Source organism: Pseudoxanthomonas sp. UTMC 1351 (assembly GCF_040948865.1).
GTDB lineage: Bacteria > Pseudomonadota > Gammaproteobacteria > Xanthomonadales > Xanthomonadaceae > Pseudoxanthomonas_A.
Map to the genome: position 1 here is coordinate 1 of NZ_JAVGJT010000014.1, position 15,121 is coordinate 15,121.

General features: G+C 61.8%; 14 protein-coding genes. 7 read left to right on the forward strand and 7 right to left on the reverse strand.

The annotated features are described in order from the left end of the window. Positions 1-297: 297 nt before the first annotated feature. The 3 genes from AB6O04_RS11120 to AB6O04_RS11130 are packed head-to-tail and all read right to left on the reverse strand — an operon-like array spanning position 298 to position 3,396. Positions 298-1,560 carry a heme biosynthesis protein HemY gene (locus AB6O04_RS11120; protein WP_368563972.1) on the reverse strand — a complete coding sequence of 421 codons (1,263 nt, stop codon included), beginning with the start codon at positions 1,558-1,560 and terminating at the stop codon, positions 298-300. After that, a complete protein-coding gene (locus AB6O04_RS11125; RefSeq protein ID WP_368563973.1) occupies positions 1,557-2,588 on the reverse strand; it encodes a uroporphyrinogen-III C-methyltransferase in 1,032 nt (343 codons plus the stop codon). The genes AB6O04_RS11120 and AB6O04_RS11125 overlap by 4 nt, the downstream gene beginning before the upstream one ends. A 37-nt stretch (positions 2,589-2,625) precedes the next feature. Next, on the reverse strand, positions 2,626-3,396 hold the full coding sequence (locus tag AB6O04_RS11130) for a uroporphyrinogen-III synthase (RefSeq protein WP_368563975.1): 771 nt from the start codon (positions 3,394-3,396) through the stop codon (positions 2,626-2,628). Positions 3,397-3,412: 16 nt separating this feature from the next. Here AB6O04_RS11130 and AB6O04_RS11135 point away from each other — a divergent pair, with 16 nt between their 5' ends. The 5 genes from AB6O04_RS11135 to AB6O04_RS11155 all read left to right on the forward strand — a co-directional run bounded on the left by AB6O04_RS11135 (position 3,413) and on the right by AB6O04_RS11155 (position 6,581). Continuing rightward, entirely contained in the window at positions 3,413-3,871 is a 459-nt protein-coding gene (locus AB6O04_RS11135) for a YiiD C-terminal domain-containing protein (RefSeq protein WP_368563976.1), read from the forward strand. Between the two features lie 33 nt (positions 3,872-3,904). Further along, positions 3,905-4,327: a hypothetical protein gene (locus tag AB6O04_RS11140; RefSeq protein WP_368563978.1), complete on the forward strand. Its 423-nt coding sequence runs from the start codon at positions 3,905-3,907 to the stop codon at positions 4,325-4,327. 104 nt (positions 4,328-4,431) lie between these two features. Continuing rightward, positions 4,432-4,875 (forward strand): rhodanese-like domain-containing protein, encoded by a 444-nt coding sequence (locus AB6O04_RS11145; protein WP_368563980.1) that lies wholly within the window; start codon positions 4,432-4,434, stop codon positions 4,873-4,875. 113 nt (positions 4,876-4,988) lie between these two features. Further along, positions 4,989-5,507 carry a protein-export chaperone SecB gene (gene secB / locus AB6O04_RS11150; RefSeq protein ID WP_368563981.1) on the forward strand — a complete coding sequence of 173 codons (519 nt, stop codon included), beginning with the start codon at positions 4,989-4,991 and terminating at the stop codon, positions 5,505-5,507. A 51-nt stretch (positions 5,508-5,558) separates the two neighbouring features. Next, entirely contained in the window at positions 5,559-6,581 is a 1,023-nt protein-coding gene (locus AB6O04_RS11155; RefSeq protein ID WP_368563984.1) for an NAD(P)H-dependent glycerol-3-phosphate dehydrogenase, read from the forward strand. Positions 6,582-6,794: 213 nt separating this feature from the next. On the opposite strand, the gene AB6O04_RS11160 is transcribed toward AB6O04_RS11155, so the two are convergent. Continuing rightward, a complete protein-coding gene (locus AB6O04_RS11160; RefSeq protein WP_368563985.1) occupies positions 6,795-7,376 on the reverse strand; it encodes a diffusible signal factor-reguated Ax21 faimly protein in 582 nt (193 codons plus the stop codon). Between the two features lie 502 nt (positions 7,377-7,878). Here AB6O04_RS11160 and AB6O04_RS11165 point away from each other — a divergent pair. Both AB6O04_RS11165 and AB6O04_RS11170 read left to right on the forward strand, forming a co-directional pair. Next, a complete protein-coding gene (locus tag AB6O04_RS11165) occupies positions 7,879-8,367 on the forward strand; it encodes a transposase (protein ID WP_368563987.1) in 489 nt (162 codons plus the stop codon). Positions 8,368-8,852: 485 nt separating this feature from the next. After that, entirely contained in the window at positions 8,853-10,931 is a 2,079-nt protein-coding gene (locus tag AB6O04_RS11170; protein WP_368564150.1) for a TonB-dependent receptor family protein, read from the forward strand. 189 nt (positions 10,932-11,120) lie between these two features. On the opposite strand, the gene nhaA is transcribed toward AB6O04_RS11170, so the two are convergent. From nhaA to AB6O04_RS11185, 3 genes are all read right to left on the reverse strand, one after another. After that, complete coding sequence (nhaA, locus tag AB6O04_RS11175) at positions 11,121-12,365, reverse strand: Na+/H+ antiporter NhaA (RefSeq protein ID WP_368563988.1); 1,245 nt, start codon at positions 12,363-12,365, stop codon at positions 11,121-11,123. A gap of 251 nt (positions 12,366-12,616) precedes the next feature. Then, positions 12,617-14,191, reverse strand: coding sequence for a BCCT family transporter (locus tag AB6O04_RS11180; protein ID WP_368564152.1), 1,575 nt, complete (start codon positions 14,189-14,191; stop codon positions 12,617-12,619). 255 nt (positions 14,192-14,446) lie between these two features. After that, positions 14,447-14,956 (reverse strand): hypothetical protein, encoded by a 510-nt coding sequence (locus AB6O04_RS11185; protein WP_368563989.1) that lies wholly within the window; start codon positions 14,954-14,956, stop codon positions 14,447-14,449. Positions 14,957-15,121: the final 165 nt, after the last annotated feature.

A 15,121-nucleotide genomic window follows, 5' to 3' on the forward strand; every position in this document is an offset into this window, starting at 1 on the left:
CAACAGCCGAATGGCTGGTCAAGTCGCGACGTTGATGTTTCCGGTCGCGACTTGACCAGCCATTCGGCTGTTGAAAGCCGTCGCTCCCACAAGAGATGCATCCTCGCGTTCCACCTTAAGAGCGCAATCGTGGCACGCCATCGTCGCATTCTTCGACTATGCCTCCGCCGAAGATCTGCTGTCTGGCATCAGGCGTAGAGCGGAGCTTGCTCCGCTGCTCTTGCTTCTATTGCTCTGTTTTCATCGAAGAGCAGCCGAGCAAGCTCGGCTCTACATTAAAAGCACAATCCCGGCACCTTACGAACGCAACCGCGGCACGCCGTGCTCATCACGTTCTTCGATCACAGCTTCGTCGAATATCTTCTGTTTGAGGTCACGCCCTGGCAGCGGCATTCCCGGCTCGCCGCGCGCAGCTTTCAGTGCATTGGCATAGCTGAGGCGCGCCAAGGCATCTTCGCCTGCCGCGGAAAACCCATCGCCCATTTCCTCCCACGCCTCGGCGCCTGCGCCCTGCGCCAACGCGCGGTGCAGGAATTCCTGCGCCTGCCCCCATTGGCCTTGCTGGCGGGCCAAACGCGCCAGCGCTACCAGCAAGCCGGGACTGGCCGGATGGGATTGCAGCCAGCGTTGGGCGCTGGCGCGGCGCGAGTCCAACTTGCCGATCGGCAGGCGCCCGTACAGCGTGATCAACGACTCATCCCATTGGGTATCCAGCGCCTGCTCCAGGCTGCGAGCGGCGGCATCATCCCAGCGCAGAGCGGCGGCGCGCTCGGCGTAAGCTGCGACCACGCTGGGTTCGCTGCGCAGACTTTTGGGCAGAACTTCCCAACGTTCCGCCAGGACATTCGCATCGGCGGCTTCTCGCAATGATTGCGTCGCCAAGCGCGCTTCCAGGCTGGCGAGCGCCGGCGTCGTCAATGTGCGCTGTTGCCGGAGGGGACCCAGCAGCCCGTACGCTTCGCCGGCGCGGCCAACGGCGGCCAAGGCTTCGGTTCGCAGTGCGAGACCGCGCGGCGGCAATGGCTGCACGCCGGCCGCGTCCAATGCGGCCAAGGCGTCAACTGGGCGCGATTGCGTCAACGCGCGATCCGCAGCTGCAACGGCGTGGGCGCCGGCATTGCGCTCCGCTAGCACCTGCAGATGTTGAGCAGCGGCTGCTTCGTCGCCGCGAGCGTCGGCGGCACGGACCGCGGCGATGCGAGCGATCACACTGACTTCGTCGTCTTCGGCGGCGCGCTCCAGCAGCCGCTCAGCGCGCTGCCAATGGCCGCCGTGCAGCGCTTCCAATCCTTCGATCAAACGCGCACGCGCCTGCTTGCGGCGATAACGTCCCCAAGCGCGGAACGGCAGCGTGACGATCTGCCACAACAGCCAAAGCGCAAATCCGGCCAGCAATAGCGCCAACAACGCACGGGGGACGTTCGTTGTCCAATCGTAGCCGCCGAATTGGACGAAGACTTTCCCAAGATCGCGTGCGGAATCCTGCGACAACCATTCCGCGGCCGCGACCCCAGCCAGCAACAGCACCAGCAGAAACACCACGCTACGGAACAGTTTCATGGTTGCAGCTCCGGACCGGCGTTGACGGAAATAGAAGGCGTAGACGGAAAAGTCAGCGGTGTCGCGTTGCGCGCAGCGCGCAACTGTTCCAATGTGCTGCCAAGTACCGGCAGGTCGGGTTGCAACGGCGCGGTGCGTATTTTTTCCAGTTGCAGGCGAATCTGCCGCAACGGCGGCGATTCGGGCCACAACCGCGGCAGCCAAGTGTCCACGCGATTCAGCGCCGTACGAAAGCCTTCCGCATCGTTATGTTCCAACGCGGCACGCGCCAGGCTGATTTCAATCTGCAGGGCGGCCTCGCCCGCGGTGCGATCAGAAGGCGCGACGATCGCGCCTGCCTGCGAAGGGCGGACATCCACCAGCGGCGCGAGCAATCGCTGCCAAGCCGGACGATGCTGAGTGTCCGGTGACGTCGCTTCACGCGGCAGCTTGGTCAAGGCGGCGGCGAGGCGGTCGAGGTCCATCGATAGTGCCGTCTTCGGCAACGCGGAAAGCTCATCGATGGCTGCCCGCTCCTGCGCCAGCACCTGTTTGAGGTTCAGCAGCCGATGATCGTCCACGCCATCGAGCGCGCCGGCTGCCAGTTCATACGCGTGCCGGGCACCCTTCAGATCACCGGCAATGTTCAGACGTTGCGAGGCCTGCGAAAGCAGAAACTCCGCCTCGTCCAAGCGCAGTGCCTGCGGACCATGGCGGTTGGGATCGGTCAGCTTGGCGATGCTTTCTTCCAGCAATGCGCCGCGCTGACTCAGTCCGAGCACTTCATCGCGCAGCACGCGGTTGGTAGCGGCCGCATCTTGGATGCGCTGCGTTTGCGCGCGCTGGTCGCGGCGCAACGCTTCCATGCGTGCCTCCAGCGCACCGATACGTTGCACCGCTTCCGCCTCCGCCTGAGCTTGTGCATCGCGCACCTGCCACCAGACCCAGCCGCGCCAAGCGCCAAAGCCAAGCAGGCCCAGCGCCAGAAGCAACAAGATCAAACCGCCATAGCTGCGCCGGCGGGGAGTGGAAGTGTCGTCGTCGTTCACACTGCGTCCTTGAATCGTCAGGCCGGTTATTCAAATGCTAACGGAAGCGGCGCAAGATCGCGTCCTCGGCGGCGGATAGCATTTGCGCTGGCCGTGGGCCGGCTGCCAGTACAGTGTCGGTGAAACCTGCTTCTTGCGCGTACTGCATCAGGCGGGCACTGGCAGCGATAACGGTGGTTTTCCTGAGCCGTACCGCCAGATCGGCGGGAAGCCGATCCAGGACGTGCGCCAGCGCGCCGCTGCTGCTGAGCAGCAGGCAGGCCGGTGCCGACATGGCGCACAGGGTTTCCACCGCCGCAGGCGCCAGCGCGATAGGTTCGCGCCGATACACCTCGGCGCGCAGCAGTCGGGCGCCGCGTTCAGCCAAGGTGGATGCCAGCAGATCGCGCCCCTCCGGCGCAGTGACCAGGCCCAGTTCTTGTTCGCGAAGCTGCTGTAGCTCGGGCAAATCGAGCAAGCCTTCGCTGTCCATTCGAGCCGGCGCACGCACATCCGCGATACCACAGCGCCGCAATGCCGCTGCGGTGCCGCCGCCTACGGCCAGCCATGTTTGCCCAGCGTCGGCTTTCAAAGGCTGTAGATCGTGAGCAAAACGAACGGCGGCCGGACTGGTGAACAACACAAACTTGGTCCGCAGTGTCTGCCGCAGGCGGGTGCGGGTACCGGGATCGTCCAGCGCTTGCAGCCGCCAAGGAGACAGCGCCAGCAACGTCGCGCCATGACGACGTGCGGCCTGTCGCATGCCCGCGTGCTCGCCTTGTGGGCGAAGCGAGATGACGTACCATGCCGGCGGTCGCTGAAGAGCCATAGACGGATTATGTTCGATGAGTGTTGACGCCGCGCTGCAAACCTTGCGCGATTACTGTCGCAGCATGCCGCCGGTGGCAGCAATGCAGGTCGATGTGGCCAGTTACGACGGCGAGCGCCTTCGGCTTACCGCGCCTTTGTCCGTCAACGTGAACGACAAAGGGAACGCCTTCGGCGGCAGCCTGACATCGCTGATGACGGTGACAGGCTGGGGCTTGGTGACCTTGCGGTTGCAGCTGGCCGGTCTGAAGGCCGAGGTCTATGTGGCCGACAGCGCAATACGTTATCTGGCCCCGTTGCACGCGGACCTGGAAGCGCAAGCCGCTTTTGCGCCCGGCGAATCGTGGGAAATGTTCCTGCAGACGCTGAAGCAGCGCGGTCGTGCCCGGATTCAGGTGGAGGCGCAAGTCCCACTTCCGGACGGCGGCATTGCCACGACGCTGACCGGCCGGTTCGTCGCCATCGTAAAGCGGTAGCATTCGATCTGATCTTCGTAACAGGGGCGGGGCATGGGTAGATTCTTTCGGGTAGTGCTGCTGGCGATGCTGGTAACGGCCGTGACGTCCACTAGTGCGGTGGCTGCCAAGCAAAGCAGCAAGCTGGAACAGGTCCAGAACGCCTATGCCGCGGCGATTCGCTGGGGCGATTTCGAAAACGCCTGGCAGGCGGTCGACCCGGCCTACCGCGAAGAACATCCGATGACCGATCTGGAGCTCGAGCGCTACCAGCAAGTGCAGGTTTCCGGCTACCGCGACATCAGCGCCGGTGTGGAACCGGACGAGACCGTGTTCCGCACCGTCGAATTGCGGGTGATCAACAAGCACACCATGGCCGAACGCACGATGCGCTACCGCGAGCGCTGGCGCTGGGACCCGGAGGCCAAACGCTGGTGGCTGGTCGTCGGGCTGCCGGACTTGTGGGCCGGAGAATAAGCAAGCGCGGGTAGCGCCCTGCTCCGCAGGAGCGCTAGGTGCTTTCTACAGGTCGCCGCGTCCTATGCGACAATCGCCGCCCGTTCCATCGCCCTACATTCCCTGTGAACTTCGAAGAATTGCTGGCCTTCGCCAGCGGTAGCCAATTCACCCTGATTCTCTCGCTGGCGCTCGTGGGCCTGACGCTGGCGATCATCTACACCGAGATCTCCCGTCTGTTTCGCGGCTACAAGGCACTGCGCCCGGCCGAACTGACAAGTCTCATCAATCGTGAGAACGCGCTGGTGGTGGACTTGTCCGCCATCAACGATTTCGAAAAAGGCCACATCGCCGGCAGCAAGAACGTGCTGCCCAGCCAGTTCGACCCGGAAAGCAAGCTGGTCGCTTCGGCCAAGGCATTGCCCGTGGTGCTGGTCTGCCGGACAGGCCAGGCTTCCGCCGGCGCTGCCAAGCGCTTGAAGAAAGCTGGCTTCGAACAGGTCTACTGGCTGGACGGCGGCATCGCCGCTTGGCAACAGGCCGACCTGCCGCTGGTCAAAGGGCGCTGATCACGGCTGTTCCGTCTTCGGCGCGGGCCTTGAACTGCAACGGGTTCGCCGCCATGACATGCGATAATCGATCATTCACCGTTTCATTTTTATATCTAATTCCGGAGTAAGAAATGTCCGACGAAACCACCAACGGCGCGGCTGCGCCGGCCGCCGAAGCCGCGGGTCCCGCTTTCACCGTCGAAAAGATCTACGTCAAGGACGTTTCCTTCGAAGTCCCCGGCGCACCCGCGATCTTCAGCGAAAACGTGCAGCCGGAGCTGCAGCTCAATCTCAACCAGCGCGTACAGCGCTTGAACGAGAACGTATTTGAAGTGGTGCTGGGCGTGACCCTGACCTGCAAGGCCGGCGACAAGACCGCCTACGTGGCGGAAGTGCAGCAGGCCGGCATCTTTGGTCTGGTCGGGTTGGAAGCGCAGGCAGTCGACGTGCTATTGGGCACCCAGTGCCCCAACATCCTGTTCCCCTACATTCGTCAGCTGGTCAGCGATCTGGTCCAGGCCGGTGGTTTCCCGCCGTTCTTCCTGCAGCCGATCAATTTCGAAGCGCTCTACGCCGAAACGCTGCGTCAGCGTGCTTCCCAGACCGACAACGGTGGCCTCGCCACCACGGAACCAGCCGGCAACGCCTGATCCGTGCGGCGCGATCCTGCCATGGCATCCGTGAGTCAAAAGGGCTGACGGATGGCCGATTCGCTGAAAATCGCAGTACTTGGCGCGGGCTCCTGGGGCACCGCGCTGGCGGCACTGATGGCGCGGCACGGCCATCAGATCGTATTGTGGGGAAGAGACCCTAAGATCGCCGCGGCGATCGACCAGCAGCACGAGAACTCCCGCTACCTGCCGGACATTCCACTGCCGGAAAATCTCCGCGCCACGACCGACTTGGTTGCGGCGCTCGCCGATGCGGACCAAGTGCTGGTGGTGGTGCCATCGCATGCTTTCACCCAGACACTGCACATGCTGGCCCCGCTGCGCCCTGCAAAAGCGGGTGTGGCGTGGGCGACCAAAGGCTTCGAGACGGGCTCCGGCCGCTTTCTTCATGAAGTCGCCGAAGACATTCTTGGCGCTGACGTTCCGTTGGCAGTCGTCACCGGTCCTTCGTTCGCCAAGGAAGTTGCGTTGGGCCTGCCAACCGCGGTGACCGTGCATGGCAGCGACGTGGGCTTCGCCCAGTCCGTTGCCGATGCACTGCACGGACCCGCTTTCCGCGCTTACACCGGCGACGACATGGTGGGTGCCGAACTTGGCGGCGCAATGAAGAATGTGCTGGCCGTGGCCACCGGCGTCGCCGATGGCATGCAGCTGGGATTGAATGCGCGCGCTGGCCTGATCACACGTGGCTTGAACGAAATGCTGCGCCTGTCCGCCGCCATTGGCGGCAAGCCAGAGACATTGATGGGCCTGGCCGGATTAGGCGACCTGGTGCTGACGTGCACGGGTGATCTCTCGCGCAACCGGCGTCTTGGCCTGGCGCTGGGCCGCGGACAGAACCTGAGTGATGCCGTGCGCGAGATCGGCCAAGTAGTCGAATCCGTGCAGACGGCCGACGAAGTGATGCGGCAAGCCGAGCGCCACGACATCGACCTGCCTATCTCCAGCGCCGTGCGCGCGGTATTGCACGGCGAACTCGCACCATCCGATGGCCTGCAGCAATTGCTGGCCCGCGAGCAGAAACCGGAATATCCGGAGACGTTGTTCAAGTAAAGCGGGGAACGGTGGAGCGGGAACGGGGAACAGGGAATGAAAGCTCGCCTTGATCTTCGCGCTCCCTTTGCCTTCCAGCTGTCCTGTTCGTCACTCAAGCGCTGAGAGTCCTCCAAAAAAGAAAAGCCCGGCGCATGGCGCCGGGCTTTGGATCGCAACGTGGGGAGAGAGGGACACGTCGCGGAACACCGTTGTTGCGTACTACAAATCTTGTTACCAGCTGAAGCGCGGACCCACGAAATACTGGGTGTCGCCATCGACCAGCTTCACGTCGGCTGATGCGCTCCAGTTCGGGGTGAACTTCACCTGTGCGCCCAAGCGGCCGTAGAACTCGCCATCGTAGTCGTCGCCGTCTTCATAGCCGGCCAGTGCGTAACCATTCAAGCGATTGGTCAGCGCGCTGTTGACTCCTACCTCGACGCTATAGCCGTCCGCGCTGAAACTGGGGACGCGCACGGTACCCACGTTGAAGCTGTCGGTCTTGGCCTTTTCATAAGCGACGCGGGTCAGCAGATCCACGCGCTGCGACAGTTCGTGGTTGTAGCCCAAGCCCACGCGCCATTGATCGAAATCGACGTTGACGTCCTCGACTTCCTGGCTGCTGTAGTCAGCAAAAACGTGAAAGTTCGGAGCAATCGCCACTGAGCCTTTCAGCGCCCAACCATCGGCATCCGGACCGTCGATATTGGTGGCGGTGTAACCACCTTCCACATAGTTGTACGACAGGCCCTCGGCCGCGGACGCGGCGAAAGGAGCAGCAGCAAGCAACGTCAGGGCAAGCAAAGACTTCTTCATGAATGAACCTCTTTCTTGTTGTGTGTTTTTCTGGTCTGGGCGGCGCCATTAACGAAGCGCCGCCGTGGGGTGAAGTATCCGTTTTCAACTGCAATGCGCCCTGAATACCAAACTGACCAGTACATAAATTAGGCCATCGGTTGAGGAACTTTCGGCACATTCCGGGCGCTGCCTAGTGCAACGAGCTCTTCGCGCGTAGAGCGGAGCTTGCTCCGCTGTTTTTCGTCCCGAAGTCAAAGTGCGACCACGTTACGCATGCAAAACGTAGCCGCTTACTCCACTGCTCCGCCATTCAACGAGCTACCGCTCGCCAACCCGCGTTGCGCACGACGACGCTCTTGCATGTTCCGCAACCTCCGGCGGACAGCCGGGCAGAAGTGCGACGAACCATGCGCGCGCCGGCAGCGGTACTCACGTTTCGTATTTCTTGTATTGATCCGATAGCCGTGCGGAGAAGAATGGCCGAGAGCTAAGTCACGTCTTTCGCCTGAAGAGGAGGCGCGTGATTCCGGACTCCATCAACATCCAACGAACTCGCAAGAGGTGCCGCATGGAAATGACCCGCCAAGAAATTGTTCACGACGCATTGGAGCCGCAGCTTCAGTTGAATGAAGCAGTGCTGACTCTGCCTGCGATCAGGCCGATGGATGATGCCTCCTGGGAAAAAATAGCCAAACGGCTCCGCGGCAAGACCAGATCACGAGCGTTGAAAAGCGTGGAAACCCGCCGTTTCATCGAGGTGGTGCTATGGGTGACCGACAACGAGCTCTGCTGGAATCATGTGCCTGCCAGATACGGAAAATGGCACACCGTCTATGTGCGCTTCGGTCGCTGGGCGCTCGCTTGCACCTGGGATCAACTGGCCACGGTAATGGATGACCAGGACAGCGCCGCACGGCTTCAGCGGCGTGTGGCTTCCTACATGGCGTCGCGTCGCGCGCGCAAAATCCCCAAGGGAAACGACTCGTCCTTTGAGGATATGCGGCAGTAGGCAGCTGCTGCAGCTGAGCGGAGACGTCCATGTGCCCGGCCGCGGGGCGACCAAGCTCCAAATCCAGCGGTTATGTTCGGAGCCGATCTGCGGGAAGAAAGCTTCACAAGCACCGCGCGAAGCCGAAGTGCTCGCACTCTCGTTCGAACGGATACGCGCCACGCCGCTGCTGCAACAAACTGTCGTCCGCAGGTACATGCGCATACCTGCCTTCGCGACCTTGAAGGTAAGCTGTCGCATCTTCAGGCGAAGTCGACATCCATATGCCATCACGTCTCCTGCCGTTGCTGGGGTTGCCGCTGACGCTGGCCCTCTGTTCCCAAGTCCGCGCGCAAGTGTTCACCGGCAATGAATCCATGGCCGCGAACCAAGGAGCCGTTTGCGCGCTGGGAAACTGCACGCCGCCCCACGACACCTCGGAATCCGCCGATCGGCCGCCGCCGCACGTGACCAGATACGACAGGCTGCTGGCGCAGAACTCCAATATGCCCACGGTGGTGAGCGCGGGCTCCGAGAGCGCGGTGACGCTTGACCGTGTGATGGTGGAAACGCCGCGTTTGCGCGGTGTCTCCGCTTTCGATACACCCGCTTCCCTCGACGTAATCGATCTGCGTGAGGAAAGCGCCACGGCTGGGACCAATCTCTCCGAACGGCTGGCCCGGGTACCCGGTCTGCTTGCGCGCGATCGGCAGAATTATGCGCAGGACACGCAGCTTTCCATTCGCGGCTTCGGCGCGCGTTCCACCTTTGGCGTGCGCGGCGTGCGCCTGTACGCCGACGGCATCCCCGCCACCATGCCGGATGGGCAGGGGCAGCTGTCGCATTTCAGTTTGGCGGCCAGCGATCGCGTTGAAATCATTCGCGGCCCGTTTTCTGCTTTGTACGGGAATTCATCCGGTGGCGTGGTGCAGTTGTTCAGCGCAGCCGGACAGGAGCCCGATGAGCTGACCTTCCGTGCGACAGCGGCTAGTGACGACACTTATGCCGCCGCCGCGCGCTGGCTGGGCCGGCAGGGGCGGGTAGGATTCAATCTGGCAGCTTCCATCTTTGATACTGGCGGCTACCGAGAGCACAGCGCGGCGCGGCGCGCGTCGGCTAACGCGCGCTTCGACATCGATCTGGGTGGCGATGCAAACCTGACCCTGGTTCTCAATCATCTGGACCTGCCAAAGGCGCAGGACCCTTTGGGATTAACCCGCGCGCAGGTGCGGCAGGATCCGCGTCAGGCGACCGCGGTCGCGGAACAGTTCAATACTCGCAAGACTGTACGCCAGGACCAGGGCGGTGCGGTCTACACGCAAGGCTTCGGTGGCGGACATGAGCTGAAGCTGGTGGGCTATGCCGGTCGACGCGAAGTCGAGCAATTCCTCGCATTGCCGGTTGGCGCCCAAGCCAATCCACTGAATTCAGGCGGCGTGATCGACTTGGACAGCGATTACGGCGGTCTGGATGCGCGCTGGTCGTGGCAGGGGCAGCTGGCAGGACGTCCGTTCGAATGGACGCTCGGCGGCAACGCCGAGCGAATGCGGCAACACCGACGAGGCTATGAAAACTTCGTCGGCACAGCGCTGGGCGTGCGCGGGGCATTGCGTCGCGACGAGCGCAACCAAGTCGAAAACGTGGACCAGTTCGCGCAGGCATGGTGGCAGCTTGCGCCGCATTGGTCGTTGCTGGCCGGCGTGCGTCACAGCGAGGTGCGTTTCCGATCCGACGATAACTACACAAGTGCGCCGAACCCCGATGACAGCGGTCGCGTGCGCTACACCGAAACCACGCCGGTCGCAGGCTTGATGTTTCGCGCTAATGATCAGCTGCGGCTTTATCTGTCCGCCGGCCGCGGTTTCGAAACGCCCACTTTCAACGAACTCAGTTACCGCACCGATGGTGGCGCCGGGTTGGCGTTCGACCTCACGCCGGCCGTCAGCCGCAATGTCGAGCTGGGCATGAAGTGGCGCAACAGTACCGGCGCCGTTTGGGAAGCTGCGCTGTTTCGCGCCGATACCGATGACGAGCTGGCGGTGGCTCGCAATGTGGGCGGGCGCAGCACGTATCGCAACGTCGGCCGCGCGCGACGCCAAGGCTTCGAGACGTCGTACGAAACGGCCTTGGGCGAAGACTGGCGGCTGCAGTTGGCGTACACGCGCCTGATGGCCGAGTTCCGCGACGACTTCCTGATCTGCAACCGCGCTGGCTGCACGGTGCCGGATACGCTGGTCGCTGCCGGCACGCGCATTCCTGGCACTGCCCGTGACCAGTTCTTCGGCCGCCTGCAGTGGCAGGTGCGCGACTGGGAGGCGGCCATGGAGGCGGTGGCGATGAGCGATGTGTCCGTCAACGACATCGGCAGTGAATCGTCACCAGGCTACGCACTACTGCATATGGAGGTGTCGCGCCGCTGGCGATTGGGCGCAGGGTCGCTTCGTGGATTCGCCCGCATCGACAATGCGCTGGATCAGCGCTACATCGGCTCAGTCATCGTCAACGAAGGCAACAGCCGCTTCTACGAACCCGGGCCAGATCGTACCTTCTTGATCGGCGCCGAATGGAAAAGCGCCCACCACTAAAGGCTCGCGGCGAGGGCGCGGCTCTACACAGCCCTTTTTGTAGGAGCGCCGTCCCCGGCGCGAGCTTTTCTTCTGTCCGCACCTTCCGGAAAGGCTCGCGGCGAGACGCCGCTCCTACAACGGCAAACGTACGATCTGATAAGAAGAGCTCGCGCCAACGTAGGCGCTCCTACCGGCTGTAGGCAGCTGCTACAGGGCCGGCGTTTTCAGCGTCAGCCGTAGCCAAACCCAACCCACCAAAGCCGAAACCACCGAAGCACATAGAACGCCCAACACCGCGGCATCGATCAAATGATCACCGACTGGGCCGAATGCCAAATTGGTAATGAAAAGGCTCATGGTGAAACCAACACCGCACAACATGCCCACGCCAAGCATGGCCTTGAAATCCATGCCGGCCGGATACTGCGCCAGACCGACAGCCCTCGCGACAACGGCTGTGACGACGATACCTATCGGCTTGCCCAGTACCAGGCCTAGCAAGATACCCAACGGCACCGGTGCCACGGCGTCGCCGATGCTCAGCCCACTGAGCGCAAGGCCCGCGTTGGTGAAAGCAAACAGCGGCAAGATGAGATAGGCCACCCATGGATGCAGCGCGTGCTCCAGCGTCTCCAGTGGAGATGTCTTTGAATGAGAATCTGAAGAATGAGCTTCCGACGATGATCCGGCGAGGTTGTCCTTGCCTTTGAGCGGAATCATCAACCCGGTCACCACGCCGGCAAGCGTTGCATGCACGCCCGACTTCAGCACGAAAAACCAGACCAATGCGCCCAACAGCAGGTAAGGCCAAAGTCGGGTAACGCCCCGGCGATTAAGCAACAGCATCAGACCAATGCCAGCACCTGCCCAAGCCAGCATGCCGATGGAAAGTTCGTGAGTGTAGAAAATCGCGATGATCAGAATGGCAACCAAATCGTCGACCACGGCTATGGTCGACAGAAGCAGCTTCATGCCCAGCGGCACGCGTGGGCCCAGTAGCGCCAGAATGCCGAGCGCGAACGCAATGTCGGTAGCGGTAGGAATCGCCCAGCCACGCATTGCGGTGACGTCGCCCTGATTGACACCCCAGAACAAAAGCGCCGGCGCTACCACGCCGCCAATGGCGCACAGCACCGGCAGCATCATCTGATCGCGGCTGGACAGCTGGCCACTCAAAGCTTCGCGCTTGATCTCCAGCGCAACCAGCAGAAAAAACACCGCCATCAAGGCGTCGTTGATCCATAGTTCGGCGGCTTTCATCAGGCCAAAACCGCCAATGGAAAACCCAACCGGCATCTGGCGGAACTGTTCGTACATCTCATGCCATGGCGAATTGGCTGCGATCATGGCCAGCGCCGCCGCGCTCATCAGTACAATGCCGGCCGCCGCCTGCAGACGGAAGAACTCGCTCAGTAAGTTGCGCGCACGCGCAATAGGATTAATCGATGCCATGCGGGGGAGTTTAACAGCACTCCCTTGCTGCGAAGCCGAAGTTAATCACTCGCTGAGTCGCTGTCGGGAAGGCTTCATCTTGTTTCCAGCGACAGTCGGCTGTTCCGGTGAATGTCTGCGAAATTTTTCGGAGTAGTTGTATTGAGCTTGGTGGAAGGGAGCGCTCTTGAGAGAACACGAGGGTCGTCCGTCATTCCGGCGCCCTGTAGCAGCGCCGGACGACGGTGACCCGGAAACTGATGCGAACGACTTCAGTGACGTTCGCTTTCTTCTGGCTCCACGCTGGATACCGACTGAGCTGCCTGCTCTTGCCTGATCCACTGCTCAATAGCGTGGCGTTCGCGCTGAATCTTGCGCTTCTGTAGCAGGTGCTCCTGGTTCAAGGCGCGATACAGCGAAACGATCACCAGCAGCATCAGCAATGCGAACGGAAGCGCCGCGATGATGATCATGTTCTGCAGCGCCACCAGTCCGCCTGCCAGCAGCAACGCCACCGAAATGAGCGCCACCGCGACGCCCCAGATCACGCGTCTGCTGATCGGCGGGTCGCCAACCTCGCTGGTCGACATGCTCGAAAGCACCAACACCGCTGAATCGGCTGAGGTAACGAAAAATATCATCAGCAGCAGGAGAGCGATCGTCGTCAGTAGTCCCGGCATCGGCAGGCTGTCGAACAGCGCGAACAATACATTTTCATAGCCCGTGTTCAGAATGCCGGTGAGATCGACATGGCCGAAGGTTTGCGCCCACAAGGCAGTCCCGCCGAATACCGAAAACCACACGAAGCCAAGCAAAGTAGGCGCTACCACCACGCCAAGCACGAACTCGCGTACCGTGCGTCCGCGTGAGACCCGTGCGATGAAGGAGCCAACGAAAGGCGCCCAGGCGATCCACCAGGCCCAGTAAAAGATGGTCCAGTTGGCGACCCACTGATCACCGGAAAATGGCGACATCCGCAGACTCATCTCCACCAATCGGGAGAGATAGCTGCCAAGCGTGGTGGTGAACGTGTCGAAGATGAAGCCGGTCGGGCCCAGGAGCAACATGAGGGCGAGCAGCAGTACTGCCAGTCCCAGATTGATCGTCGACAGCCATTTGACGCCGCGATTGACGCCGCTGAGAGTCGATGCCATGTACAGCAGGAAAGCCACGCTGATGATGCCCATCTGCAAGGATATGGAGTCGGCGACACCCGTCACCCGTTGCAGGCCGGCGGCGATCTGGATCGTGCCCAAGCCCAGCGTGGTCGCCACGCCAATGGCGGTCGCCACGACCGCGGCCACGTTGACCACCCCGCCAATCCAGCCGCGGTGATGCTTGCCGATCACCGGCTGCAGAAGATCGCTGATCTGCCCGCATCCGTTGCGATTGAACTGGAACCACGCCATCGCCAGTCCGATCAGCGCGTAGATCGCCCAAGGATGCAGGCCCCAGTGAAAGAATACGTAACGCATCGAGGCGCGCGAAGCCTGCACGCTCAATGGCGACAAAGCTTCCGGCGGTTTGGCGTAGTGTGAGATCGGCTCGGCCGCTCCCCAGAAAACCAAACCGATGCCCATTCCGGCGGCGAACAGCAATGCCAGCCAGCTACCATTCGAAAATTCCGGCTCGGCGTCCTCGCCGCCAATGCGCAGATTGGCGAAACGTCCAAACGCCAGTGTCAGCAGGAACACCAGCGTTACGAAGACGATCAGCAGATACAGCCAGCCGGCACCGGAAGTGACGTGATGAAGCGTGGTTTGAACCACGTGGTTGAACAGGTCCGGCGCAATGCCAGCGCTCAGGACAAGGATGAATATGATGAAGATGGAAAATCGAAATACCAAAACCGGAGGCCTCATCTAGTTTCAAGCGAGGCGGGCAAGGGTACGGCCGTAATCACGCCAGCGCCACCGAAGATTGCCAGATGAGACTTTTATCTCCTGGGGCCTATCGGCACGTATAACCGTCCCTGTAGGAGCGCCGTCCCGGCCCGAGCTCTTGCTTTTTTGCCACACCGTCCAGCAAGGCTCGCGGCGAGGACGCCGCTCCTGCGATCTTGCGATACCAGCGAACCGCGGACCGGCGATTGCGCGGGACAGTCAAAGAATATCGCCGAGCTGCCAGAGGGAGTTCCTGACCACTCCATCGTGCAACGTCACTACCTGGGTTCCGGGCCGCTGCATCCAGGCAATGATTTCGACGAATCGATCCCACTCCGCAGAGGTCTTGCTCCAATGCAGCAGAATGTCCTCGCTGGTTCTGTAGCACTCGTTGAGGACGTATGTGGTTCTGCCCGTCACGTTGGAGGCGGGGTCAAGAGGATTCTCCCGTTCAACGCCCTTGGTGAGGCTATAGGTGACGACAAATGGCGCGGGTTCGCCGGCCACGAATCGGTGGCTGCTCTTTATATAGGCGTGATGGTCATCCCACAGATCATCTCCATCCACGACGTTCTCGGCGTTGGTGGTGACGACGATAGTGAGCTGGTGATAACCCTCGACGCACGGATTGAGGGTGGCCAGTGCGCTGGCCGAAACCAGCAGTAAAGAAAGGGCAAGAACAGCGGAAATCAACGGCGAGGAAACAAGGCGGGCATACCGAGTAGTCATGGCGAACTTCCTGTTGAGGGGGGGAACTTCCTTGCGTAGCGGTATCCGGTCGGGCCGGCATCCTTGCCGGCCCGGCCGGGCGTGCGAGTGACTACATTGAGGAGGGAAGTCACGCGCTGCCGCAGTTTATTCAGTACCCTCGTTCCGGGTACGCCGTTCGTCGGG

What these genes read in the sequence shown, in the direction of transcription:
- AB6O04_RS11155 (WP_368563984.1), top strand. Translation starts at nt 5,559, where the DNA reads ATGGCCGATTCGCTGAAAATCGCAGTACTTGGCGCGGGCTCCTGGGGC.
- AB6O04_RS11130 (WP_368563975.1), bottom strand. Translation starts at nt 3,396, where the DNA reads ATGGCTCTTCAGCGACCGCCGGCATGGTACGTCATCTCGCTTCGCCCA.
- nhaA (WP_368563988.1), bottom strand. Translation starts at nt 12,365, where the DNA reads ATGGCATCGATTAATCCTATTGCGCGTGCGCGCAACTTACTGAGCGAG.
- AB6O04_RS11185 (WP_368563989.1), bottom strand. Translation starts at nt 14,956, where the DNA reads ATGACTACTCGGTATGCCCGCCTTGTTTCCTCGCCGTTGATTTCCGCT.
- secB (WP_368563981.1), top strand. Translation starts at nt 4,989, where the DNA reads ATGTCCGACGAAACCACCAACGGCGCGGCTGCGCCGGCCGCCGAAGCC.
- AB6O04_RS11160 (WP_368563985.1), bottom strand. Translation starts at nt 7,376, where the DNA reads ATGAAGAAGTCTTTGCTTGCCCTGACGTTGCTTGCTGCTGCTCCTTTC.
- AB6O04_RS11140 (WP_368563978.1), top strand. Translation starts at nt 3,905, where the DNA reads ATGGGTAGATTCTTTCGGGTAGTGCTGCTGGCGATGCTGGTAACGGCC.
- AB6O04_RS11120 (WP_368563972.1), bottom strand. Translation starts at nt 1,560, where the DNA reads ATGAAACTGTTCCGTAGCGTGGTGTTTCTGCTGGTGCTGTTGCTGGCT.
- AB6O04_RS11135 (WP_368563976.1), top strand. Translation starts at nt 3,413, where the DNA reads ATGAGTGTTGACGCCGCGCTGCAAACCTTGCGCGATTACTGTCGCAGC.
- AB6O04_RS11170 (WP_368564150.1), top strand. Translation starts at nt 8,853, where the DNA reads ATGCCCACGGTGGTGAGCGCGGGCTCCGAGAGCGCGGTGACGCTTGAC.